We start from the raw sequence: 24,681 nt of genomic DNA, 5'->3' as shown, positions 1-24,681 counted from the left end.
ACATTCGAAGACACGTGAAACGAGAACGTAACCAAGTCGGTCGCCCGGCGCACCTACGGCACACCAACGCACGCACCATTTTCCATCTTCTGCGCGAAGCTGGCTCCTGCTCGCGCGCTGACCTTGTCCGCGCCTCAGGCCTGAGTGCGCCCACCGTCACCAAAGTCGTCGCCGACTTGCTCGATGCGAATCTCATCCGCTCCATTGGCGAAGGTGAATCCAGCGGCGGCCGCCCGCCCAGCATGCTCGCGTTCAAAGCAGACCGAGGGTATATCCTCGGCGTGCAGATCACGTCCTCCTCTCTGCGCTTCTTGCTCTCTGATCTCGGCGGCCATGCGCTTGACATGACCGAGCTCTCGCTTTCACGGGCCCGCACCTCTCCAGAGGCCATATGCAAGCTCATCGGTGAAGAGGCCCGACGCCTGCTCACACGGCATAAAAAGGCTAGAAAGCAACTCTTGGCCCTTGTTGTGGCCGTCCCCGCCATCACCAACGTCGATGAAGGGACGGTCGTCTCCATCAGCACGCTCGAAAGGTGGCGCGCCGTCCCACTGCGCTCACTTCTGAGTCAGGTTGTCGACTGCCTGGTCATCGTCGAAAACGACACTAATCTCGCTGCCGCAGGCGAACACTTCAAAGGCGCTGCCCACAGCGAAGATAACTTTGTCCTCATCCAGATCGCCAGTAACGTCAGCGCCGGTATCCTGCTGAACGGACGCATTCATCATGGCGCGCAATGGTCGGCAGGCGAAATCGGCTATTTACGCCTGCCCGGCATCGCAGGCAAGCCGCCGTCGCTCCACGAATTCGGCGACCTTGAATATATTCTCTCCCCTGCGAGCATCACACAGGACTGGCAGGAACATGAAGGCGGAGCCAACGATTCGCAGGTCAAAACCATCACGGCATCTGAAGTCTTCGACCTCGCCTTGGCCTGCAACAGCCACGCTAAAGTCATCCTTCATCGCCGCGCACAGATCGTCGGCGACATACTCGTCAACCTATCGCTCATCCTCAATCCAGCACTCGTCCTCTTCAGCGGCGAGATCGGCTCGCATCCCGCGCTTCTCAACGCTGTGCAAGCACATCTCGATCTTTGTGAATTCGCAGTTACACGAATCGCGCCTGCAACTCTCGGGTCCGAGGCCGCGCTCTGGGGAGCCGTGGCAACCGGACTCGAAGCTATCCCCGCCGTCCTGCTGCCACATCCGCTCTTCTAACCTTGCGCGGACGAGACTCCAAGTCGTAGTGAGGTGTAAACGGTGCCAGCGAGACTTACCGGCCGGCGTCGATGCAACTCCTGACCACTACATCCCCGTGACGTGCATTCTCTGTGGAGAGAAACGCCTGTACCTGCCTACCGAGGTTGGAGCTGGCATCCCGCATCATGAGCGGTGAGATTGGCGAGGGACAAGAGCAGCACTCCTATGCGGTGCTTTCGTGATTGGAATGATGTTGATCGGGTGTCACAGCAACAAAGTTGACATGACAACCAAGTTCGTACTGATCGAAACAACGAACAGCGCGGATGAGTTTCGCAGTTTCTTTGCAAACGAAACCACCTGTCATGGGCTTACGTTGGGCCAGTCAGCCACCATCCGCCTGCACTACTTCGATGCAGTAGACTCAGGTGAGACAGCCACGATTGAATGCTACTAAGGCTTCCAGTATCTATTGCCCGATTACATCGTCAATTGTGGGAACTAACATCTCTCGGAAACTTCATATAGCCCACTAGTTCTTTGGGTATAGGTTCGGCTTCCTCGATCCATCGCAAGCCTCGCTCCGTCCAGCAGTACCATTCCGAGCAGGAGAAGTTTAGGTAATCGCACCCACGGTCGGCGCATCGGCGCCGGTCACTCCATACTGACTGAAGTCGCCAGATAAGAACGGCTCACGATTACTAAGTGCCGGATGACAGGGTGAGATAGACCAAACGCTACGCCCAATGCGTTCTTGGTCCGCTTGAGCCATTCTCAACCGCTCCCCTGCGCCAAGGCGACTATCCCTCATCCGAAGCTACTGAATAAGTCCCCGCTGTGATGACTTATAGAACATTTTATAAATCCTCGACGACGAAGTGAACTATTGATACACACCAATCACGCGTGAAGCTTAAAGCGTCGTCTAGACTTTATTCAGAGTTAGTCCTGGGGCAGCGGTGATACCGTCACGGTGGAATGGAAAGATCGAGGCCGTAATTTTCTTCAGTTCCGGGAGTGAGCGGAGGCTATTGAATCGTGGATCATGTTGAATATATGCCATCTTCATGTCATGCATGTCATAAGCTCTGGAGATGTTCTCAAGTGCTTTCTTTTGCTGATTCAATTTCGCGTGGACGGCCGACACATCGTACGCCGGGAAGCACTCGTCCCCTGCATCTGCTTGAATCTCCCGCAGAATTTCATCTGCTCTATCGGAGTTGCCCAGGCCAGCATGACCATATGCGACGAGCGCCTTCCACAATACGGATTGAGTGGAAAGTTCAAGACCACGCTCGAAGGCCTGGATCGCCTGTTCCCAATTCCCGCGTTCGGCTTGCGTTCTACCCAATAGAGCATGACCCACGGTAGAGCGCGGCCGCAGTTCGATCGTGCGGTCGATGAAATGGAGTGCACTGTTATAGTCGCCCGCGTAGAAATAGGAAAACGAGACCTGTGAGTTAACGCTTTCAGAAAGCGGGTCGAGCCTGTGCGCATGTAGAGAGAGCTGGATGGCTTCGTCATGCCGCCCGAGATTAATCATCAGGCTGGCATAGAGCTGGAAGGTACGTGAATCGACGCATCCCGAGTCCACCGTTCTTTGACAGAGCCGCTCCGCTACCGCCCACTCCCACGCACAGTTTATTCGAAAGTTGATCGCTGCATTGCGCACGTTGAGCGAGCCGGGTGCGAGTGCAAGTCCTGCCTCAATCGCACGCTTCGCGGCTTCCATCGCTTGACGAGGCGGCATCAGGTGGTTGTATGAGAGCGAAGCGTAGGTATCGGCGAGACCGGCATAAGCATCCGCGCATTGCGGGTCAAGAAGCAGTGCTTCCTGGTAATAGCCAAGCGCCTTCATCAGATCCGATTTAGTGCGCTGCTTCCAGAAGTAGAGTCCCATCATGCACGCGTGATAGGCCGGTCCCGTATCCTCCCCACGTTGCCGTTGTTCGCCCAGGCGTTCTCGAACAAGTTCGCGCGAAACTAAGTATTCGGGCAATACGCGAACAATCTTCCGTGCGAGTTCACTATGTGCTTTGAAACCCTCGTCAAGAGTCGTGTCGAAGCGATCGGTCCAGACGCAAAAGGCATCGTGGCTGCGCATCAGTTGCATACAGATGCGCAACTGGTCTCCCGCATGGCGCAAACTTCCGGTCATGTAGAAATCGGCACGATACTGGAGTGCTGTGTTGCGCAGAAAGGTGGCGGTAGTTGCACCGTGCGCTGGAAGAGAGCGGGCGGAGAGGCGAATTGGGTCGGAGTGGATGCGACGCAATTCGAGGAGCAGATCCTCCTGCAGGCCATCGGTGAACCGGTCGAGGATTTGCTGGAACGGTCGGGGGCTTCGCTGAAAATCAGCGACTTCAAGGGGGAAGATGAGGATGCGCCTCGGGGTCGGCTCTGCGGAATGGGCTGAGTGCTCTAACTTTGGCGCTTTAGGAGTGGGTTCGACTTGTAGAGCCGGACTCGCGTTACGCGCCGAACGCAGCGCCCACCACCGCTCTAACTCGCGCCGATATGCATAAACGCTGCCTAGCTTTTTGTGATGGTGACGCCTTACGGGAAGCGCCTCGCTTTTCTCCCAGAGCTGGACCGTGCGGACATCGCGACGGAAGAAAGACGCGATCTCTTTCCAGGAGTCTAGCCGCTCCGTGGTCCATTCCGGCTGGGCCGTCGGCGTTTTGTCGTTGGGTGGTGTGTCTCGCACGAGAAGCCTCCAAAGACGCAGATGCCCATGTATAAGGGCGCCCCGGCGGGTTGGAGAGCCATTGGGCCAAAACGGTCGAGGATGGATAGACCGCCACCTGTAGGTTTAGCATCGCGACTCGGCAGCGTCAAGAAGCCCTGCTTCGTGAGAAGTCGCTGCACACCGCGTTCAACCCTCGTCCGATTTCGTACTTTTTCGCTTTCCCGCCGCTACTGCAGGTGCGAGGGTAAGAGCAACTGCGAAAGCGATGGGATATTAAGCCAGCTTCGCCGGTGGTTGTTTTCCCGCAAGGCTGTTACTCGGGAGACAGGAAAAGCGGTCAGTTTTACGGAAGAAAGGGTTTGTTGGATATGAATGACCACTTGGGGAGAGCTCCCGTGGGTTTCGCTGGGTCTGTCGAGTACGTGAAAGCTCCTCAGAAAAGCGCCTCCATCGACACCGCCGATATAGCGGACCTCGTAACGACCATTCTCAAGTCGGTGCGAGAACGAGGGGATGAGGCCGTCCGCGAGTTTTCGCAGCGCTACGACAAGATTAGCCTCGACCAGTTCGAGGTTTCACGGGCGGACCGAGACTCCGCTGTCGCACAGTTAGACCCGCAGACCAGAGCGGACACCGAATTCGCTATCGAAAACGTACGCCGTTTTGCGGAAGCACAATTTGCGACCATTCTTCCGCTCGAAATTGAGTCCCTGCCCGGACTGCACCTAGGGCATCGCGTCATCCCAATCGAGCGAGTTGGCGCGTACGTTCCTGGAGGCCGCTATCCGCTGCTTTCCGCACCCATTATGACCATTGTTCCAGGCAAGGTTGCGGGTTGCGATCAGGTTGTCGCTTGCCTTCCCCCAAATGCACATCCAGCCATGATCGCGGGCTGCCATCTATCGGGCGCGGACCGAATCTTTCGCATTGGCGGGGCACAGGCCATCGCAGCCATGGCTTTCGGGACGGAGAGCGTTCCAAAAGTGGACAAGATCGTCGGCCCCGGAAACGCTTTCGTCAATGAAGCAAAGCGACAGGTCTTCGGTACGGTGGGCATTGATCAGCTAGCCGGCCCATCCGAGATCTTCGTTCTGGCCGATGCGACTGGCGATGCCGAACTGATCGCGACCGATCTCCTGGCCCAGGCGGAGCACGACGTCCGCACACGTGTTGGCCTGATTACGACCGACCGGCGGCTGGCAGAGGAGACCGCGCGTGAAGTTACTCGGCAGTTGAGCTCACTTTCCACAGCTGCGACCGCCGGCGAAAGCTGGGCCAATTATGGTGAGATTGTACTCTGCTCCGACGAAGCTGCGATGTTCCGCTACTCAGACCACGTGGCAGCCGAGCACCTGCAAGTGCACACCGCCGATCCCCATTCAACTGCGACAAAACTGCGCAATTACGGCTCGCTATTCATCGGAGAGAATGCCAGCGTCGTCTACTCCGACAAGTGCGTCGGTACCAACCATACGCTGCCAACGCTTGGCGCCGGACGCTACACAGGCGGCCTTTGGGTCGGTTCCTTTGTGAAGATTGCCACCCATCAATGGCTGGAAGATTCCGCGATCGACCTCGTTGCGCCCGCGGCGACCCGCCAAAGCAAGAGTGAGGGACTCGAAGGACATCGGCGCGCCGCGTCCATCCGCTTCCAGCGCAGGCATGCATAGGTTCCGGCCAGTGATAGATAAGGGGCATCAGGAGTGACTATGAGTGAAGAACACAGCAGGTTAATCAAGGTGAGTCGATCGGAATCCGGGCACGATGCGCAGCAAAAGACGGAGGCTGGTGCTGCCGAGGTGCTACAGGTGGAACGCCGCGACTTCACCGAGCTCGTGCCCACCAATCGAGCGCGCGTGCAAAGCATGCGCGGTTTCGATGAATGCTACACCGATATCGTCGACTACATCGTGCGTTGCACGCACAAGATTTGGGATGAGCGCGATGTGGGCCTGATCTACACACATTACACTCACAACTGTGTGCTCTATGGGGTGCTTGGCACCATGTACGATCGTGAGTCGGTGGTCCGTGAGACCGTTCAGCGAATCGTTGAATTTCCTGATCGCCGCGGCATGGCCATCGGCGTAATCTGGCGCGGCAATGACGTCGATGGGTTTTACACCTCACATATGACGCACGGAACCGGCCGCCACACGGAGTACGGGTCGCTAGGCAAACCGACGGGCCGCACCTATGTCACTCGGACTCTGGTTGACTGCATGATTATTAACAACAAGATCTACCGCGAGTGGGTCGTTCGCGACAACATGGCGCAGCTCCAGCAGCTAAGAATCGATGTGCATGAGTATGCCGCCACGCTGGCGCGCCAGAAGTTTGAACGCGGCGAATCAGTGGTCGAAATCTCCGAGAACAGACGTCTTCTCGGACAGTACCCGCCTGAGACAGAACCCGATCTCACCCTCGCACACAACGATAGCGAGGCCCAGGTCCTTCGCTGGCTGCACCACATCTATAACAAGCGCATGTTCGGCAAGATCCATGAGATCTATGCGTCGAATTGTCATTGGCACGGCCCGCTCATGCGCGATTTAAACGGCATCGCCGCAGTGCTGCAGCAGACGATGCGTCTGGTAGCCCTGATACCCGACGGTGCCTTTGTCCCGCAGCATATTTGTTCCAATGTGAGCGAGGAAGGCGGTGAGAAGATCGCCATCCGCTGGATTCTCGAAGGGCATCATCTTGGCTACAGTTCCGGCGCACTCGGCACACCCACCGGACACAAACTCGTGGTCATGGGGATCACGCACCTGCACCTTCGCAATGGGAAGATCGTCGAAGAGTGGGTGCTCTACGACGAGCTCTCCATGCTCGTTCAGTTGAAGCTTGCCGCGATGCAGCAGGTGGCGTAGCTTTGCCGCCCCCGGCCGGTGAAGATCCGAATGCCTCTTCGGGGATGCAGCGCGGCTTGCAACTCAGTCTGGCGCGTCGTGTGTTTGCCTTCGGGTTTCTGTTGTCCGCGGAATTCTTCTACAGCTGGGCCTGGAATACCGTAGACATTCTCCGGCCCTACCTGCGCGAAAGTTTGAGACTCACCCTAACCCAGGCTGGATCTGCTTATTCAGCGCAGGGTGCGGGCGCGCTCGCCGGCGCAATGCTGATCGGTCAGCTTGCTGATCGGCTAGGACGCAGGAACATGCTGGTGGCTGTGATGCTCGGCTACGGCAGCTTGCTGCTTGCCGGTGTCTTCGTCTCCAGCTACTGGGAACTTCTGCTGCAACGGCTTTGTCTCGGGGTCTTCCTCGGCGGAAGCTTCCCGGTCGTGGTGGGGATCTATGTGGGCCTCTTCGAGCCTGGAGTGCGAGGCCGGCTCGCAAGCATGGTGAGTGCGGTATTCAGCGCATCGATCATCACCCAGGGATACGCCTTTGGGCATCTCGCGGGTCACGATTGGCGGTTGCTTTTGTGGCTTGGCGGCGTTCCGCCCATCCTCTTGGCGTTGTTCGCCTACGCGGTTGTGCCTGCGGGGGTTCGTCAAACGTTCGGACCCGGCAAACAGCGTCTGCCCATGGGCGAGCTCTTCGCCCCATCCCTGCGGCGTCAGACGCTCCTGCTCGCCTCGTTGACGGGACTCAACTTCTTTGCCTATCAGGCCTTCAGCGGGTGGCTCACCGTATATCTCAAAGACGACCGTCATCTGGCGGCATCGGTGATCGGCCAACTCGTCTCAGGGCAATTCGCCGGAAACATGCTGGGATGCTTCTTCTGGGGTTGGGTCGGAGACCGTTTTGGCCGGCGGGCCAGTGCTGTCGGTTTCTTCGTGGCTGCGGCGGCAATCGCGGTGTTCCTTGGTGTGCCATCCAAACCTCTCGTACTCATCGCAGTTGGCTCCCTCTACGGCTTCTGCCTTTCGGCGAGCGTAGTCTGGGGCCCTTGGCTGGCAGAGCTTTACCCTGAACATCTGCGTTCGACCGCGGCCTCCATCTTCAACTGGGGAAGGCTGATCAGCTTCTTCGCTCCGTTGATTACGGGTGCCATGGCGGGAATGTTTGGCTTACGCCTCAGCATGCTCTCGTCAAGCCTTGCGTTCTGCGCAGCCGCTGCAATCTGGCTGAGTCTGCCGGAGACACTGCGCCGGAATAAAACAGTTTCAGCGATTTCTTGAGTTACAGCGATTCCTAGACTTGATCCTCGTGCATGTTGCAAAGAAACAACGGTTCAGGACTTCTTGGGCTCCTCGATCTCATCCTCCACGATCGGCGGCACCGGCATACCGGGTGTGAGGTTCGGCCTGCGCTTGTGCCAATCAGTCGCCTGCTGGAAAGCGTAGGCAAGTGCCAGCACTTTACCCTCGGAAAAGTGCGGTCCGGCGATCATCAGACCAATAGGCAGACCGCTCTTCGAGAAGCCACATGGCAAGGTAAGCGCCGGAAGGCCATAAACGTCGAACGCCGAGGTGTTGCTGCAGCCCGACGTTGGATCGAAGAAGTCATAAGCCTTCCTCGGCTTGCGATCGCTCATTTCGACTTTGAGAGCATCCCTAATGGGCTTCGGGAGGCTGGTCGTCGTAGGAACCACCACCAGATCCATATCCTTGAAAGCCGCGTCAATCTGACGCCGGATCATCACGAGGGTATCACGAGACCTGGCGCTGTCGGCCGCAGTGGCCGGCGTCATAATCGCTTTCATATCGTTGATCGTGGGCGGCATGTAGTCCATGCCGGATTGTTTGATCAGCGGCTCATGGTAAGCAGCAGTATCCCCGAGTGCATTAAAAAAGTTCTCGCCTTCAGGGATCGCAGGCAGAGTAGCCCGTGAGGTTACGCCTTGGGTTAGGCGGCTAAGAACCGTTGTCGCCGCGGCCACTAACTCGGCAACTTCGGGCTCCAGGTGGTCGTAGAACTCCACTGGTGCGCCCAGCCTGAAATCAGAGACGGGCTGTTTCATCAGCTTGAAGTAGTCCTGCGGCGGATGTTCAACGCTGAAGATATCCAGATTGTCGTAGCCAGCAAGTTGCGTCAACATGAGAGCCACATCTTCCACGGTGCGGGCCATCGGTCCGCAGTGGTCGAGCGATGCCAGGCAGGGAATGATGCCGCGGATGGACACCAGCCCAGTGGTCGGCTTGATTCCAACGATACCGCACCATGAGGAAGGGACTCGGATGCTGCCGCCAGTATCCGTGCCCAGCGCTCCGTAGCAAAGGTTCGCCGCAACCGCTGCACCCGAGCCGCCCGAGCTTCCACCGGTCACGAGTTGCAGATCCCAGGGGTTGCGCGAAGGGCCAAAATAGGAGACGTCGCCCGTACAGCCAAGCGCAAACTCGTGAAGGTTGACCTTGCCAAGGATCACCGCGCCCGAGGCCTTGAGCCTCTTCACCACCTCCGCGTCCTCCGTTGGCACACGAGTCTTAAACATGGGGCTTGCGGCCGTGGTGCGAGTGCCGGCGGTGTCGATGTTATCCTTCAGCGCAATCGGAATACCATGCAGCGGGCTGCGAAACTTGCCGGCCTTTGCCTCTTGGTCCAGCTGCGCCGCCTGCTTGAGCGCCTCCGTTGCCATCACGGTAATGTACGAGTTCAGCTTCGGGTCATAGACACCAATGCGGTTCAACAGAGCCTTGGTTAACTGAACGGAAGTGACGGATCGATTCTGGATACGGTTCGACGCTTCCAGCAAGGTCAGCCCGGCAAGTTCGTCGTCATTGGCATTGGCCGTAGTCGGCGACGCCGCCAACACAATTGGCCAACCGGCTGTAAGCCCACCCGCGGTAAGTGCAGCACCGCACATCGTCGTAAAGTCACGCCTGGAGATTTTTCCCATCAGAAGCCTCGGAGGAATCTACCTAAGAGTCGCCGCTCTACCCTAGAAAAGACAAGCGAAATTCAGCGAGATTGGCTTTCGGCGAACATTCTTCAAAGCCACCGCGCAGCCATCGGCAGAGCAGGAACTCGCCAGAACGCAGCGTCTACTATCCTTGAAGCGATGACAGCAGATGTCCGGTTGAATGACACGTAACACAGATCACTTGTAGCGGGGCTCTGCACTGGCATGCCCGGCAGCTTTTGTACAGCATCAATGAGACAAACTGGCATGAGAGGAACCGTTGATGGCGCGAGAAAAGAAACATAGTCCGGAGCAGATCGTAAGCTTGCCGCGGCAGATTGAAGTAGCGGTGGCAAACGGAAAGACGACGGCACAAGTGAGCAAAGATGCGTTGGTCAAGGAGCAGACCTACTATGGCTGGCGCAGGGAGTTCGGCTATCTGGCGAATGTTCGGACGCTGGAAGACATACTCCAATTCCGGCAGATTTAGCGAAGTCAGTTACCGTGTCAACTGAAGCCGAAGCGGTAACTAACAGAACATAAAGGGCAAGGACGGCTACCGAAGTTCCTTTTAGAGCCCAGAGGAGTCGTTATTGGACCCAATGGAACCCCAATTCGACCTCCGCTCATGCGTCTTTATTCCCACCTTGCGATAGATCTGTACCCATCCTGTCGTTGGAAATGCACACCGCAGCCTCCACGCAAATCCGGCGCGTCAGGATTCGATGAATGCGTTGGCCTGAAGTCGTCACGCCATGATCAGGCTGTTGTCGTATCCAATTCCGAGGGGAACTGATGCACATGAACTGTCCTATCTTGATAATTCATAATCCAGAGGCCTAGCCGTCTACTCGTTAATCTTGCCCTCGATTCGAAGTTCGCCCATTCTGATGCGAAGGTATCGATCGATACGTTGGTCGAATAGCTTCGTCTCCATGCTTCTGGTGTGATCGCAACTGTGCCACACGTCCGGGGAGCCGGATATATGCTGCACAGTCTTTTTGAGGAGAACACACCATGACACACTACGATCAATCGTTATCGTCCACCCGCAGAAGCTTTCTTGCCACCACGGCGGCAGGAGCAATCGGCCTCCTGGGGCTCTCTGCCTCCGGTTACGCGGAGGCACCTGATATGAGTCCAGTTGCTAAAGAGCCGCTCACAACGGGAGAAGGCGATGGGATTCGACGGTTCAGCTTCCATGCCTCGAAGTCGGAACTCGTTGACCTGCGCCTGCGCATCCTTGCGACACGATGGCCTGACCGTGAGACGGTCAGCGACGCAACGCAGGGCGTTCAACTGGCGACGATGCGGAAGCTCGCTCACTATTGGGCGAACGATTATGACTGGCGTAAGGTGGAGGCGCGACTGAACGCTCTGCCGCAATTTGTCACGACGATCGATGGGCTCGATATCCATTTCATTCACGTCCGTTCGAAACATGCGAACGCGTTGCCAGTCATCATCACGCACGGCTGGCCAGGATCGATCATTGAGCAGTTGAAGATCATTGGCCCACTTACCGACCCTGTGGCCTACGGCGGATCAGCCGAAGACGCATTTGATGTGGTCATTCCTTCGCTGCCCGGCTACGGGTTTTCAGGAAAGCCGGCTACGACCGGGTGGGATCCCGCACGAATCGCGCTCTGCTGGACCGTGCTGATGAAGCGTCTGGGATACACCAAGTTTGTAGCTCAAGGCGGCGACTGGGGAAACGCTATTACCGAGCAGATGGCTCTGCAGGCACCTCCTGAATTGATAGGCATGCATACCAACATGGCGGCCACGGTTCCGGCAGACATTCAGAAGGCTGTCCAATTCGGCGAAGAGCCTCCCTATGTTCTGTCCGGAGATGAAAAGGGCGCGTGGGATCAGCTCGAGTTCTTCTATAAGCACGGGCTTGGTTACGCTACGGAGATGGGGAGCCGCCCGCAGTCGCTCTATGCGCTTGAGGATTCGCCCATCGGCCTGGCAGCCTGGATGCTTGACCACGACGAGCGTAGTCGGGTGCTCATCGAACGAGTCTTCGACGGTCAGACCGAGGGCCTGACACGCGACGACATCCTGGACAACATCACGCTCTACTGGTTGACGAAGACTGCGGTCTCTTCGGGTCGTCTTTTCTGGGAGAGCAAGCTCGCCTTCTTCGCTGTTAAAGGCGTTGCGATCCCAATTGCTGTGAGTGCCTTTCCCGACGAAATCTACGCTGCTCCGAAAAGCTGGGCAGAGAAGGCTTATCCCAAGCTGATCTATTACAACCGGCCCCCAAAGGGTGGTCACTTTGCAGCCTGGGAGCAGCCTGCAGTCTTCTCTGAGGAGATTCGCGCGGCTTTCAAATCTCTACGCAATTCCTAGGCCGGTGTGGGTTGCCATCGAGTGCCAGCCCTTGAGGCGAGACATGCTCAGCCATCGCCAAGAGGTCTGGCACATTGTTATCCATTCAGAAAGGAAATGAGAGATGAAGAAAGCAGGAGAGGCTATCGTAGTCAAGGACAAATCCGGATCTCCGACCGCACTGTCAGAGTTATTCAGTAGGGCTAGGTTTGTGTCGACCACACTGGGACTGACCAATATCCTGTTGCTCTTGATTGCACTGTCATTGCTTGCGATCGCTCTGCAACCCATCTTTCATCCTGTGTCTGTGGGCGCGGAGCCGATTTCGGAGCACAGATTCTTCGTTGAACCCGGAGTGAAGGTGTTGCAGACTCCAGATCTTAGTAGAAGTGTCTACGGCAGAGTGGTTGTCGATCTTCGGACAGGCAATGTCTGGGGATTCCCTACATCCAGAGAAACTCCTTATCCATTCCATCCAACTAGTAACAAGCCCGAAACGTCCCATCCTTTCTTGCTCGGGCGCTTCGCTCTGGAAGAGATGTACAAGTAAGAAGCGTGTGAAAGGGCTTTGCTTTGGATAGGTTCACTACCCGGCTTAGTCACACTCAAGAGCCCTCTGGAACGCTGCTGACACGCTCCAACAGCTGCGGACTGTGTACAGTCCGCATTGCAGAAAGAGGAGAAGATTCAATGGACACGAATGTCGCAATGGATAGAACGCGGACCCTCTCGGGAGAACGCATCCTTGATGGAGGTGCAATTTGAAGCGGATCACCTTGTTACTGGTTGCAGTTGCAGCGGTGGCAGCTGTCGTTGCCCTGACAGCAAACGCTAACGGCAATATCGATGAAAAGGCTGCCCCCGTCTTCGGAGTCAAGCTTCCATCGGGCTACCGCGACTGGAAGCTAATCTCCATAGCCCACGAAGCAGGCGACCTCAACGATCTTCGCGCTATTCTCGGCAACGAGACGGCGATCAAAGCTTATCGGGACAGAGTACTGCCTTTCCCGGACGGAACAATCATTGCCCGGCTGTCCTGGAGTCATATCTCATCTGAGGTAAACAATAAAGCGTTTGGCCGTTTCCAATCCTTCGTCGCCGGGCCACCTATTAATGTTCAGTTCATGGTCAAGGACTCGCGAAAATACGCAGAAACGGGGGGCTGGGGATTTGCCCAATTCAAAGAAGGCAAATCTGCAGACGAGGATGTGCATAAGACTTGCTTTGCTTGCCACCAATCGAACAAAGCTCAGGACTATCTCTTCACCCATTACGCACCTTGAAGCCAAGAGCCCTAAACTCACGCACATGTTGTATACGGCAGTACAGCAGCCTTCATGTTGGCCATCTCACCATACGCTGAAAGACAGGAGACAATGCTATGACCGCGCTCGACCAGTTTCCCGCACGGTGCGCCGGAGATCCAAGCCACGTTACCAGCTGTCAGGAATGTGGACTACAGTTCATCACCGCCGAGATCGAAATGTGCGCGTTTGTCAAAGCGGTAGACCTCTTGTTTGGAAGGCTTGAGTCGTTGAGAGCCGAGGAGTATTGGCTCGCGCTTGCGGAAAGCGGAGATGTGCCCTTGGTCGCTGGATACCCGGTCTGGAGGGATATCACGATTCGCGCCGCGGACCGGTTCGCATCGACGATCGTTCAGGCCGCCCGTTAGGGCCGGCCCAAGGAGGACAGCTCTGTCTCCTAATGTAAGCGACGTTGTGATCGTCTACGATAGTACTGCCATCCTTACCGTGCTTCCACTGATCTTCAGGCAGCGCAGCTATTCCGTCCGTACCGCATCCGACGGATTGGCGGCGCTTGTGCTGCTGCACGATCGCGTGTTGGATGTTCTGCTTTCGGAACTCAACATTCCAGGCATCTCGGCGGTCGGACTTATGTCACTAGTACACGCCCAATTCGCAGTGATCTTCGTCATCGCAATCAGCGGAGCGGACTACGGCACCGCAGTGCCTCACGGCATAGCAGCGGATGGATTTTGCGCAAAGGGGTCAGGTTCAATCAGCCGTCTCTTTGAAATTCTGACTGGGATCGCTGAGACCGGGCATTGGCCTGCCCCGCGTGTGGATGCCAGCTATCTTGATGCCGAGGGCACCCACTGAGCAGGGAGATATCCTGACTGTTTCGGGTGCTTGTCCAGATTCATTCGCTCGTCCATCTTGTGGCGTGCCTTTGATTCTGATGCGTGAATCCCGTGCGGGTGACCGTCATACAGGTGACTGAAGAGAGGGTTGCGGTGCGATCCCCCATCTTCCAGAGCGTGGTCCGTCGCTCCCTCGCAGGCCGCAGCCTATGACCTCGAAGAAGTCGCGAAGTTGTGCCCACCCACGAGTGAGGATTCGACCCTATCGAGAACATCTGTGGGACGGAGCCTACCTCAGATGACGTCTTGAAGTTATAAAGCCACGTTAGGGCAATCGGATCAGTAAGATCTCAGTCTAGTAGGGCTCGCTGCTCTGTTGCCCGGGATAGGCCCCGAGATCGGGGGTAGCTAAAGAACCCGGACTACGAACTGTCCCACTAGCGCGGTCACGAGGATTTACGACAGACCGAGGAACAAGATACGCACCGCTTCCATGCCGGCCGGGGCAGATATCGGTCAGTGGCTGGAATGCTTCATTTGCAATTCATTGCGGAATAGCTGGAGCCCTGTAAGCATTAACGAAAAAAAGTAAGGGTCCGTCCCAGCGATGCTATCCGGACAGACCCGATGAATCATGCCGTGAGTGTTTTGCGAACTGCCCTTACTCCCAGCGAAAGGCCGATCGCAAAGACACCGAGAATACCAAGAAGAGGGAGAGGGCTACCTGTCTTCGGCAACACGGGTGCTATCGTTTCCGCGCTGGCGACAGTGACGGGTTCGGGTGAAGCCTCTCGTCCTGGCGTGGGCGTAGCTGCCTCGAACAGCAGGACACCCGCCACTGGAGGGGCAGGCGCCTGACCGACCACTGTCTTGCTGTGTGCGACTACGGTTTGTGGTTCATCGGTGACGATCGTCGCCTGCACCATCTGGCCCTTCCTCAGGTCGAACACGGTCGCCGGCTTCCCACCGATGATGAACTTCGCATGCTTAGGAATGGTGTAGGAGTGGTTGGTGCCGTCAGGCAGCGTAAGGATTACCGTATGTGGCTTGTTGATATGCCATACCTTGCCCTTGAGCACTCTGACGGTGTTCACTACGCGCGGAGTAGTGACGGTTGTGATGGTCTGTGTGAGCGTCGTCCCAGGCGTCAACTCACTCACTGCTAGACTCTTGCCTTCGATGTCGAATCGGTCGCTGTCGGGAACGATGAGGTGTTCGAGAGTGCCGTTCTCAAGCCGGAGCACGAGGTCGTTTCCTTCCACGTAGACAACCTTTGCGTTGCGGACTTTGGTTTCATACGACGGAGGATGGTGTCGTACGGACTCCGTGGTGGTGTCCTGAGCCAAAAGCAGGGCAGAGCACGCGACGAAGACGAGGTTTGGAACGACGGAGCGGAATGTAAACCGCGAGATATTCCTGATGAAATTCATTTGTTCTCCTTATTGAGTGGGTTAACTGATGTGGTGGGTCTGACATCTCTTGCGGCTTGTCTAAGTCCAGATTCTGTCGCGAGAGACGCCGTAACGACGAAACGATTGGGTGCGCTACCGACAAAGTAAAAGGGGTAGCAGGTGACCAGAGTGAGCGTAGGAACTGTGGTCGGACGCAGAACGCTAACATCGCTTGGCATAACGATCTGGACTCGATCCACTTGATAGGTCTCAACACCCGTCTCATGTCTTAGCTCGATGACGTCGCCGAGCCTTATATTTCTTAGTCCGCGAAAATAGGTATCCCGATGACCCGCGATCCCAATATTCCCCTGCTCTCCAGGACGAGCTGTTCCGAGGATGCGTCCCACGCCATGATTGAGCGTTGCCAAGTCCGTTCCATCGAGCAATGGAACCGACATATTGAGTCTCGGAATATCAAGCATTGCGAGAGTTGATGCTTTCGCAGTTGGATCGTTAGGCTTACTGGAATCGGTTTCTTTCTTCAGATGAAGTCCTGCGTCGGGCATGGGTTGGAGGCCGGCGCGCCGGGAGTACAAAGCACTATCAGCCAAAGCAACAGCAACGGCTGCGAGTAAGACGAGACCCGCAACCAGGAAGAAGTACTCGATCCAAGTCGCGATCCTCTCGCCCACTGTCTGAAGTAGATTCGAACCTCGCAGCCTAAGTCTGGCCATCATCGTTTCTGCTCCTGTGTGACCTGTCGGACTACTTTCCTTCAACCCACACAGCATCGGCGGATCCTAGTTCAACACCTGCGACAGGCGTGTTGAGGCTGATGGACTGAATACCCGGCTTCTTACTCGGAATTGCTTCGAACTCCAGCAGGTATTGATTCGCGAGAGAATTGTGGATTTCATCGAGGTAAGGCCGGAACGACACTGCGTTATGCGTACCAAGGAAATAAGATCCGCCACCGGTGGCACCCGACAATTTCGCCAAGTTGTTCTGCCCGTTGACGATCTGCCAGTAGTTCCTACTCCATCGGCCGACACCGTGCGCATAGATGGTGTCGATGACTGTCCCGGTGCGCTGAGCCGCATTGCTGGCCGTATACACATCGGGACTAATGAAGTTGAAGCCGCGTCTGTGGGGGTCGCCGTGGCGCCGGTCGACTCCGTCGGTGATCATCACAATCTCACGTCGATTCCCATTGGCGGGCCAGCGGTTGATCAGGTCGGCCACGGCAAGATAGGGACTTCGGAATGCACCGCTGTTTGCGAAGGGTAGCCTCAAAGCATTGGCGGCCTCATCGTGGTTGGGGGTAAAGTTCTGCGCAATCGTGACGCTGCCATTGCGCATATACCCTACGCCTACTGCAGTCGACGCCGGTTGCGCCTTGATGAATGCGCGCAGATCGTCGAACTGCAACGCGATGCTGGAGTGGGAAGCGTCGTCCAGCAAGATGAATAGATCAAGTCCTGCGCGCTCCCCACGAGCGGGCGTCCAGTCTGTCACGGGAAGAACAGTCTTCCCTTGCTTGACGATCACGTCAGTGCGATTGACTTCGGGGGTTTGCTTGTTTTTCCCCTGCACGCGAAGTGTGACTGTCATGCGTGCTTTAGCGTTGCGCGATGGCTCTACCTCTTGCGCCCGCAACCCCTGGATGCTCGAGACTGCAAAGGCGAGAAGCAGCGGTACGGTAAGGTAAGTGAGTCTTCTCATAAGTCCTCCTGATCGGAAGTGTCCGACTAACAAGAGGTTGACATGAAGAAGAAGGCGATTCTATTCAACCAAGGTATCGATCAATACTGAGGTATGAGTTATCCGGCTGACGATACCAGAGACTATGGCTTAGCTGCGGGCGCGATCCGGAGTCTAGCCGCCATCTTCACCAGGTCGGGCAGGGAGTCAGCCTTCATTTTACGCATGACGTTACCGCGGTGTGTCTTGACAGTAATTTCGCTTATTCCCAACTCTCCACCTACTTGCTTATTTAATAGTCCAGTTACTACCAAGGCCATCACTTCGCGTTCGCGGGGTGTAAGGGATGCATAGCACTGTTTCAGTGCTCGCAATACGGTCTCATGCCCAAGCGCGGTCTGACTTCGTTCTATGGCGCTCTGAATAGCGGTCAACAGTACGTCGTCGCTAAATGGTTTCGTCAAGAACTCGACGGCTCCCGCCTTCATTGCTCTCACCGTCATCGGCACGTCCCCATATCCTGTAATGAAGATGACCGGCATATTGCTGCGGTCTGCGGCGACACGCTTCTGCAACTCAAGGCCATTGAGGTCGGGAAGGGATACATCGAGTACGAGGCAACTTGGAACAAGCGCTCGCGGTTGTGCGAGGAATTCCTGTGCAGAGGCGAACACTTGCGGTTGCCAGCCCGCCACGCGAATGAGCGATTCGAGCGACTCCCGCACCGAGATGTCGTCGTCTACAACAAAGACGATGGGCGCGATCTGGTGCATAGACGATGATAATAATGCAGTGTTAGGCACGCTCGCCAGGTTCATATGATTCCTCCCATGTGCATTGCGCATGGATTTAGGTCAATTCGGTCGATCCGAGCGCCGCATTCAGGGCCCGAAGCAGGTCACTCTCACTGAATGGTTTCAACAGACACTCCACTGCACCGCGTTGGAGCATGCGTGGGCGCAGGTTACTCTCGCCGTGAGCCGTCATAAAGACGATCGGAATCGCTTGGCGGCGCCGAATCAATTCACTGTGCAGGTCTGGTCCGCTCATTCCTGGCATGGCGATGTCAAGGATCAGACACTTAGTTTGGGCGATGGAATGGGACGCAAGGAATGCTTCCGCGGAAGAAAAGACCTCGACTGCAAATCCGCACTGTCGCAATAGGTCAGGGAGTGACTCCCGGAGCGACTCATCGTCATCTACGACTGACACAAGTGAACGTGCTTCCATTACAGACTCCCTCTGGCCCGCACCGCATTGGTATTTGAAAAGTTCCGAGTCGCGTCCACGGGCGTTGATGCAAGCGTCAGAGGGATACTAAACGCAAATGTGGCCCCGGGTCCGTCGTTAGGTTGTGCCCATAACCGGCCATGGTGTCTTTCGATAATGGAGCGGCTCACCGAAAGCCCGATTCCCATACCGTCCGGCTTCGTGGTGTAGAAAGCTTCAAAAAGCTTATCGACGCGATGAGGTTCCACACCTACTCCTGTATCCTGCACGGTTAGTCGTACATGGTCGTCGGGAGCCCGCTCCGTCCGGATCACTAACAGCTTCGGACGGTCCGTGACGGCTTTCATTGCATCAGCCGAATTCAGAAGCAGATTGAGGATCACCTGCTGAAGCTGAACGCGATCGCCTTTGATGGGCGGCAGATCCTTTGCAAGTTCCTGCCTCAGAATGACGCTGCCCTTCTGAAGCTCACTCAATGCCAGGGCAATCACCTCGCGTGTCGCTTCATTCAGATCTAACGATTCCGTGATCGCATCTTGTTTGCTGAACATTGCGCGCAGCCGCTTAATGACATCCGAAGCTCGATTCCCGTCACGAATTGTCCGCCTCGCTGTTTCCAGCGCGCCATCGATGTTAGGTGGACTGGCTGCCAGCATCCGTAGACATGTACTTGCGTTTGTAATGATGCCCGATAAGGGTTGGTTGACTTCGTGCGCGATCGAAGCGGTCAGCGCGCCAAGACTCGTCACGCGCGATGCATATGCAAGCTCCGATCTAAGACTATTCAGAGCCTGCTCCGCGAGTTCACGCTCGGTGACATCCTGAATCGCAGCGATATATTCGAGGTTCCCATCTCCGTTGCGGGTAAAGTGAGCGACAAGATCGATGTATTTGAGCCGGCCATCTGACATGAGCACACGGTGGGGTAGTTCAAAGTCCGCCTCAAGAGTGTGAGACCTGTCCATGGCATCCTTCACCCTCGACCTGTCTTCCGGGTGCAGTTTGTTGAGAAGTACCTCGACTTTTGATGGTTCCGAGGGGTCAATCTCGTAGATGCTGTAAACCTCTTCAGACCATATGCTCTCGCCTGTAACCGCATTCCGCCAGATTCCGCCGGTCAGACTCAAGCGCCTGGTCTCCGCGAGAAAACACTCGCTGCGCTTCAGAGCATCCTCGCTTCGCTTCCGGTCGTCGATATCGGTGTTCAAGCCGTACCACTTGGCAATCTGCCCTGCTCCGTCGCGAATTGGCACGGCCCGAATGAGAAACCAGCGAAACACACCATCGATGCGACGGAATCGCGCCTCGAACTCCCCTGGTTGCCCCGAACGCAGGAGAGAAGCCCAGTAGGGCGCCAACGCACTGGCATCCTCAGGATGGAGAGCCTGTATCCAGCCCGAGCCCATAACGTCCTCAAGGCGTAAACCGGTGTAATCAAACCAGCGTTGATTCAAGAAGTCCACGCTTCCACTTGAATCAGCGCTCCAGATGAAGCCTTCGAGGCAGTCGATGATGGTGCGAAGCTGCTCTTCGCTTGCCCTAAGCGCGTCTTCACTGCGCTTAAGCTCATTTCGCTCCTCGGCCTCCCGTAATGCCCGCTTTACCGAAGGCACCAATCGGGAAAGACGAGTCTTGAAGACATAGTCCGTCGCACCCAGTTTGAGCGCCTCAATGGCTGGCTCCTCACCTAGGGTCCCGGTAACAAAGATGAAAGGCACTTTGGGTAGCCTCTGCTGCACGATAGCCAAGGCTGACATACCATCGAAGGAAGGCAGGGTATAGTCGGCGAAGATCAAATCGAAGCTGCCGCTCTCAATCGCTGCGACAAATCCTTCTCGAGTATCGACGCGAGTCGCATCGCTGGCGATGCCACCAGCGGCGAGAGTCTCCCGCACTAAGTCGGCATCTGTGTAATCATCTTCGAGATGTAGAATCCTAAGTAGCGGTTTCATTCCGGGTTACCTCCTTTGCATGCTCCCTGGCGGCGGCTCGTTGATAATTGCCCAGAAGATCCCAAGCTCCTTAATGGCATTCACGAATTCATGGAAATCGACCGGCTTGACCACGTAGGCGTTCACGCCGAGCTTGTAACTCGTCACCAGGTCCCGCTCCTCGCGTGAGGACGTCAGAACTACAACCGGGATCATCTTCAATCGCTCGTCTGACTTGATCTGCTGCAGTACTTCCAACCCGTCGATCTTGGGCAGCTTCAAATCGAGCAGGAGTACCGCTGGATTATCAGTCGTCCGTCCCTGGAATGCTCCGCGGCAATAGAGATAATCGAGGGCCTCCTCGCCGTCCCTGGTAACGACGACTTCGTTGCCCAGGTTGTACTCCTCAAGTGCCGACAAGGTAAGTTCAATGTCCCGTGGATCGTCCTCGACCATCAAAATCCGTCCGAGAGTCGCGCTCATTCTCTGTGTCTCCTAAAGACTAGGTAATGCAATGAAAAACGTGGCACCGCCATCAACCACCGCGTCTGCCCAGACCTGGCCTCCATGGCGATGGATGACCCGCTGCACTGTAGCCAGCCCAATGCCGGTTCCCTCAAACTCCTCGCTCCGGTGAAGTCGTTGGAAGACGCCAAACAGCTTATTGACGTACTTCATATCGAAGCCGACACCATTGTCCCTTACAAGGATGACTATGCTGTCCGCCGGTCCCTCGGCGCGGCGAATCTCGATTTTGGCTTGAGGCCGCGTGCGCGTGAACTTAACTGCGTTGGAGATGAGGTTCAGCAGGGCGAGTTTCAGCATCGACCGATCGCCATAGAACTCCGGCAAATCGCCAATGGTCCAGATGACATTGCGTTCGGCAATCTCTTCGGCGATCTCGCCCTGCACCTCCCGGACAAGTTGATTCAAGCTCACCCTCGAATTGCGAGTTTCAGCGCGCCCGATCCGCGAAAAGGCCAGCAGATCGTCGATCAGGTTGCCCATCCTCTTAGCCGATTCGAGAATCATCCTCACATATTTCTTGCCTTGATCGTCAAGCACTGAGACTCCGTTCTTCTGAAGCAGCTCGGCATATCCGGCCACATGTCGCAGGGGAGCACGCAGATCGTGCGACGTGGAATAGGCGAAGGACTCGAGTTCTTTGTTGATTATCTCCAGTTCGACCGTCCGCTTCCCGAGTTCGCGGTTGAGCTCGCGGATCTTTTGTTCGCCGCGTTTGCGCTGCGTAATGTCGTTGTTCGTTTCGAGGATCGCTACAGGAGTACCCTCTTCGTTTCGTTGCAACGACCATCGGCTCGCCACAACCACGGAAGAGCCATCTGCTTTGGCGTGTTCGAGTTCTCCTTCCCAACGCCCGGTGAGCAGCAGCTCCTTCTGGATTTCGTCGAGAGAATTAGAAAACACCGTCTGTAGAAGTTCATGGGCACGCTTTCCAACTGCCTGATCGGCGCTCAGCCCGTAGAGTTCCTGCGCGCCACGATTCCAATAGGTGATCAGGTCTTTCATGTCCCGTACGAAGATCGTGTCATGAGTCAGATTCAGCAAGTTCGCCTGCTGAGTCCGGATCACAACTTCTTTCTGCAGCGCGTCGCGGGATTCCACCAGGTCGCGCTCGATTCGCCGGCGAACAGTACTAAACCAGGTAAGCAGCAAAGCGAACAACAGGAAAACAACATAGTAGGGAAAATCTTCCCGGGTGATGTAAAGCGTGTGGAAGGGATGAGTAAAAAAGTAGTTGAAAGCGATTCCGGAAAGCACAAGCGCAACAATGGCCGGTCCAATACCCGCGTACCAGACTGTCAGCGCGATCGCCATCAGGAAGAGCGGAAACTCTACACCCCTGAAGTTGTGCGCTGCCACCAGCAGGGTTACTCCCAGAGCAACGGCCACAGAGGAAACTGCGAGACCATATGCTCGCAATTTGCCCTGAGTGTAGGACTGGGGGTGAGGCATCGTCTCGACGACGCCTCCGATTGAGTGCTGGCCCTCCATACGCTGCCGCTGATGCCCCATATCTTTCAAGGATGCTCTCGCGGCGAGCGCAAGTCCATCCTCCTTTGGTATCGGATTAGTGATTCGAGATTCGCGAAGTTCTTTGGCCGCTTCCATTGGAGCTCGAATCCTGAAATTTAGTAGCCATCTGCTGGACGAGATCGGACGGCGTGACCTATTTGGTGCCACGTCTACGACCAATGACCGGATGATACAGAACTCGGCGTTGTCGGTTGTGCATGCTTCAACTCTGGTCCTGACAAATTGGGCCTGCGGTTCACCTTAGACTCAAATGGCTTGAACCCAAGACGCTGACATCGTCTTGGGTGAATCTGAGTCGAGTCTATGCAGGCAAGGAGCGGTATGTACGAACGCGAAAAGATGACGGTTGCGCTTGGCGGGCTTTCGTGGAATGGAGTTATTGAGATCCTCGGCACGGATCAGGAGCCATCTGCAGAAACGCACGAAACCCTACCTCGGCGAATTCCCCTCCGTCGGCAACGGATCATGATCTTCGTGCTGCGTGTCCCAATCGATGTCCAGTAAGTGACGGATGAGATCACTTCGTGTAGGTGTTGGTTGCGGCACACGACTGTAAGTTATTGAGACTACTTGAGGACGGCAGGAGGGAGAGATTTGCTAAACCGTTATAGGGTCAAAAGCTCTATCGGAGTTCGAATCCCCCTTCTCCCGCCATGTAACACTTAAATCATTGATCTCAAGAGAGTTAACGTAGATTCGGAATTGTGCTACTAGTCCACATCTAATTTTGATCTTCACCTTGGATTCGAAATAGAGGGAAAAGCGGACACAGTGGCTTTATTTTTTGCTCCTATCTGCACATCTATCCAACTAATAAAAACTCCTTCGGGTGTGGTGGAGTGGCTGGCAGGAAGGGCTTTCCCTGCAACAACCAGATGAGCAAATCTTCCCGGGAATTCGGCTCGCCATCGTAGTGGCGGACCATCCAGGTTCGAGAGGCTCGTTACGAGGTTGCCGGTGTGGTTTACTTCGATCTGGTTTTGCTTGATCGGGAGAGCAGTTAACTTGGCGCTTTCGTCCTTCTTCAGGAGTCCTGATAGCGTGCTGACGTCGTAGCCATCTCCTTGGCTGCCGGGCGCGATGCCCATCACGCCGCCAACGATCGTTGCAATCACGGAGTAAGAAACTTCTGGATATTCTCTTCGCTGCTTCTGAGGGTCACTGATGTTCGCGAGAACCTCATAGGCGACTTGATTACGGCCATACCGGAAGAGTGTCAGAGGAATATAGCTCTCTTCCTCGATATTGATTTGTTTCCAGTAGCCTGGCGAGGAGACATAGTTAAGTGCTCCCTGGATATGCTGGGGATTGCTCGCAGCGTTGAAGTACAAGATCATGGTGTCTGCGGAGCCATACCCGCTCAGGTCACTGTGGATTGCGCTGAAGTAGTGGTGCTCTTTGTCCGACCATCCGACACGTTCGAGAATCCCTTGGATTTCGGCCGCTTTTCGTTTGCTTGACTGAGCGATTGCATGGTCGTCAGTCACTTGTGAGTAGGAGGTCATAGCGCGGTATTCGGCAGCCAACAGATCGGTTCCGAGAATGAAATCTTTTGTTCCTTCGGAGTAGCTTGGGATTCCGCGCGAGTCTACAAATTGGCCTTTGGCGAGTTTTCGATTGGCAATGCGTGGCCGCTTCAAGATCGTGCCAGGCTCTAGTTGCCACGTGGTGAGGTAATCCGTCATGGTGATGCGTGAAAATCGCTGAAAAGCGGGATCGGTTCGATACGTGTCGTCGCCCGTCCATCTGCCCATGCGTATCGAGGCGTCGAGCACATCGAAATTTGCTGGGAGATTGAACCAGAAGTCGTCATCGGACAGGTAGTCTGCCGAAGACGGCTTGCCTTGGTTATCTATTTCCCAGAAGGCAGCCCAGTCCCGTGACTTTGCCGCTGATTTGGCGAAGAGTGTGAGCATGTTCTTGTTGGCCGCATAGAGGCCCAGCGCTGCGGCGCCTTCGGTCTGATGCGAAACGTCTCGCATGCAAAAAGCATTTCGTCCGGGAAGGGCTGCTTCGTACCATGGCCCCATGGAACCGGAGCCCGGATTGCTGTATTGAAGCGCTTGCTCCTTAGCCCAAATGAAGGACTGATTGAGCCAGGGAATCGATGAAGTGAATTTCAGCGGTGATTGTGTGACTGGCTGCTGTGCCAGAACCAGGTGACCTGCAAAGAAAATAGCTGTAATTAGAAGCTGTCGATACCTCACTGAACATCTCCGATCGATAACGCAGACCACTGCAAAGAGATAACAAA

General features: G+C 55.8%; 22 protein-coding genes and 1 pseudogene. 12 read left to right on the top strand and 11 right to left on the bottom strand.

What is annotated here, in order from left to right; genetic code table 11:
- Positions 1-14: 14 nt before the first annotated feature.
- Positions 15-1,220, top strand: coding sequence for an ROK family transcriptional regulator (locus AC5S27_RS01810; RefSeq protein ID WP_493932873.1), 1,206 nt, complete (start codon positions 15-17; stop codon positions 1,218-1,220).
- 265 nt (positions 1,221-1,485) lie between these two features.
- Entirely contained in the window at positions 1,486-1,659 is a 174-nt protein-coding gene (locus AC5S27_RS01805) for a hypothetical protein (RefSeq protein WP_493932872.1), read from the top strand.
- Between the two features lie 468 nt (positions 1,660-2,127).
- Here the strand turns inward: AC5S27_RS01805 and AC5S27_RS01800 are convergent, their stop codons facing one another.
- Positions 2,128-3,477: a tetratricopeptide repeat protein gene (locus AC5S27_RS01800; protein ID WP_493932871.1), complete on the bottom strand. Its 1,350-nt coding sequence runs from the start codon at positions 3,475-3,477 to the stop codon at positions 2,128-2,130.
- An 809-nt stretch (positions 3,478-4,286) separates the two neighbouring features.
- Between AC5S27_RS01800 and hisD the strand changes: the two genes are divergently transcribed.
- The 3 genes from hisD to AC5S27_RS01785 are packed head-to-tail and all read left to right on the top strand — an operon-like array spanning position 4,287 to position 8,017.
- Positions 4,287-5,561 (top strand): histidinol dehydrogenase, encoded by a 1,275-nt coding sequence (gene hisD / locus AC5S27_RS01795; protein ID WP_493932870.1) that lies wholly within the window; start codon positions 4,287-4,289, stop codon positions 5,559-5,561.
- A gap of 39 nt (positions 5,562-5,600) precedes the next feature.
- Positions 5,601-6,764: a nuclear transport factor 2 family protein gene (locus AC5S27_RS01790; RefSeq protein WP_493932869.1), complete on the top strand. Its 1,164-nt coding sequence runs from the start codon at positions 5,601-5,603 to the stop codon at positions 6,762-6,764.
- Between the two features lie 2 nt (positions 6,765-6,766).
- A complete protein-coding gene (locus AC5S27_RS01785) occupies positions 6,767-8,017 on the top strand; it encodes an MFS transporter (protein ID WP_493932868.1) in 1,251 nt (416 codons plus the stop codon).
- Positions 8,018-8,070: 53 nt separating this feature from the next.
- On the opposite strand, the gene AC5S27_RS01780 is transcribed toward AC5S27_RS01785, so the two are convergent.
- Complete coding sequence (locus tag AC5S27_RS01780) at positions 8,071-9,675, bottom strand: amidase (RefSeq protein WP_493932867.1); 1,605 nt, start codon at positions 9,673-9,675, stop codon at positions 8,071-8,073.
- A gap of 286 nt (positions 9,676-9,961) precedes the next feature.
- Here AC5S27_RS01780 and AC5S27_RS01775 point away from each other — a divergent pair.
- The 6 genes and pseudogenes from AC5S27_RS01775 to AC5S27_RS01750 all read left to right on the top strand — a co-directional run.
- A pseudogene (locus AC5S27_RS01775) lies at positions 9,962-10,120 on the top strand (transposase); the annotation flags it as partial.
- A 575-nt stretch (positions 10,121-10,695) separates the two neighbouring features.
- Positions 10,696-12,033: an epoxide hydrolase family protein gene (locus tag AC5S27_RS01770; RefSeq protein WP_493932866.1), complete on the top strand. Its 1,338-nt coding sequence runs from the start codon at positions 10,696-10,698 to the stop codon at positions 12,031-12,033.
- Positions 12,034-12,136: 103 nt separating this feature from the next.
- Positions 12,137-12,562, top strand: coding sequence for a hypothetical protein (locus AC5S27_RS01765; protein ID WP_493932865.1), 426 nt, complete (start codon positions 12,137-12,139; stop codon positions 12,560-12,562).
- Between the two features lie 211 nt (positions 12,563-12,773).
- Positions 12,774-13,295: a cytochrome P460 family protein gene (locus AC5S27_RS01760; RefSeq protein WP_493932864.1), complete on the top strand. Its 522-nt coding sequence runs from the start codon at positions 12,774-12,776 to the stop codon at positions 13,293-13,295.
- A 98-nt stretch (positions 13,296-13,393) separates the two neighbouring features.
- Entirely contained in the window at positions 13,394-13,684 is a 291-nt protein-coding gene (locus tag AC5S27_RS01755; RefSeq protein WP_493932863.1) for a hypothetical protein, read from the top strand.
- Between the two features lie 46 nt (positions 13,685-13,730).
- Entirely contained in the window at positions 13,731-14,132 is a 402-nt protein-coding gene (locus tag AC5S27_RS01750) for a response regulator (RefSeq protein WP_493932862.1), read from the top strand.
- Between the two features lie 613 nt (positions 14,133-14,745).
- Here the strand turns inward: AC5S27_RS01750 and AC5S27_RS01745 are convergent.
- The 8 genes from AC5S27_RS01745 to AC5S27_RS01710 all read right to left on the bottom strand — a co-directional run bounded on the left by AC5S27_RS01745 (position 14,746) and on the right by AC5S27_RS01710 (position 22,502).
- Positions 14,746-15,543: a hypothetical protein gene (locus AC5S27_RS01745; RefSeq protein ID WP_493932861.1), complete on the bottom strand. Its 798-nt coding sequence runs from the start codon at positions 15,541-15,543 to the stop codon at positions 14,746-14,748.
- A complete protein-coding gene (gene srtD / locus AC5S27_RS01740) occupies positions 15,540-16,244 on the bottom strand; it encodes a class D sortase, LPxTATN-specific (protein ID WP_493932860.1) in 705 nt (234 codons plus the stop codon). Before srtD ends, AC5S27_RS01745 begins: the two co-directional genes overlap by 4 nt.
- A 28-nt stretch (positions 16,245-16,272) precedes the next feature.
- On the bottom strand, positions 16,273-17,229 hold the full coding sequence (locus tag AC5S27_RS01735; protein ID WP_493932859.1) for a vWA domain-containing protein: 957 nt from the start codon (positions 17,227-17,229) through the stop codon (positions 16,273-16,275).
- A gap of 122 nt (positions 17,230-17,351) precedes the next feature.
- Positions 17,352-18,026 carry a response regulator transcription factor gene (locus tag AC5S27_RS01730; protein ID WP_493932858.1) on the bottom strand — a complete coding sequence of 225 codons (675 nt, stop codon included), beginning with the start codon at positions 18,024-18,026 and terminating at the stop codon, positions 17,352-17,354.
- A 31-nt stretch (positions 18,027-18,057) separates the two neighbouring features.
- Positions 18,058-18,438 carry a response regulator gene (locus AC5S27_RS01725; RefSeq protein WP_493932857.1) on the bottom strand — a complete coding sequence of 127 codons (381 nt, stop codon included), beginning with the start codon at positions 18,436-18,438 and terminating at the stop codon, positions 18,058-18,060.
- Positions 18,438-20,390: a PAS domain-containing sensor histidine kinase gene (locus AC5S27_RS01720; RefSeq protein WP_493932856.1), complete on the bottom strand. Its 1,953-nt coding sequence runs from the start codon at positions 20,388-20,390 to the stop codon at positions 18,438-18,440. Before AC5S27_RS01720 ends, AC5S27_RS01725 begins: the two co-directional genes overlap by 1 nt.
- Positions 20,391-20,396: 6 nt before the next feature.
- Positions 20,397-20,852, bottom strand: coding sequence for a response regulator (locus AC5S27_RS01715; protein WP_493932855.1), 456 nt, complete (start codon positions 20,850-20,852; stop codon positions 20,397-20,399).
- A gap of 12 nt (positions 20,853-20,864) precedes the next feature.
- The gene (locus AC5S27_RS01710; protein ID WP_493932854.1) at positions 20,865-22,502 is read right to left on the bottom strand and encodes a sensor histidine kinase; all 1,638 of its coding nucleotides are present in this window, start codon (positions 22,500-22,502) and stop codon (positions 20,865-20,867) included.
- Positions 22,503-22,748: 246 nt separating this feature from the next.
- On the opposite strand from AC5S27_RS01710, the gene AC5S27_RS01705 reads away from it, so the two are divergent.
- A complete protein-coding gene (locus AC5S27_RS01705) occupies positions 22,749-22,931 on the top strand; it encodes a hypothetical protein (protein ID WP_493932853.1) in 183 nt (60 codons plus the stop codon).
- Between the two features lie 230 nt (positions 22,932-23,161).
- On the opposite strand, the gene AC5S27_RS01700 is transcribed toward AC5S27_RS01705, so the two are convergent.
- On the bottom strand, positions 23,162-24,634 hold the full coding sequence (locus AC5S27_RS01700; protein ID WP_493932852.1) for a hypothetical protein: 1,473 nt from the start codon (positions 24,632-24,634) through the stop codon (positions 23,162-23,164).
- Between the last annotated feature and the right edge of the window lie 47 nt (positions 24,635-24,681).

The organism is Acidicapsa borealis (assembly GCF_059115245.1).
This window is presented reverse-complemented; position numbering and strand designations above follow the sequence as displayed.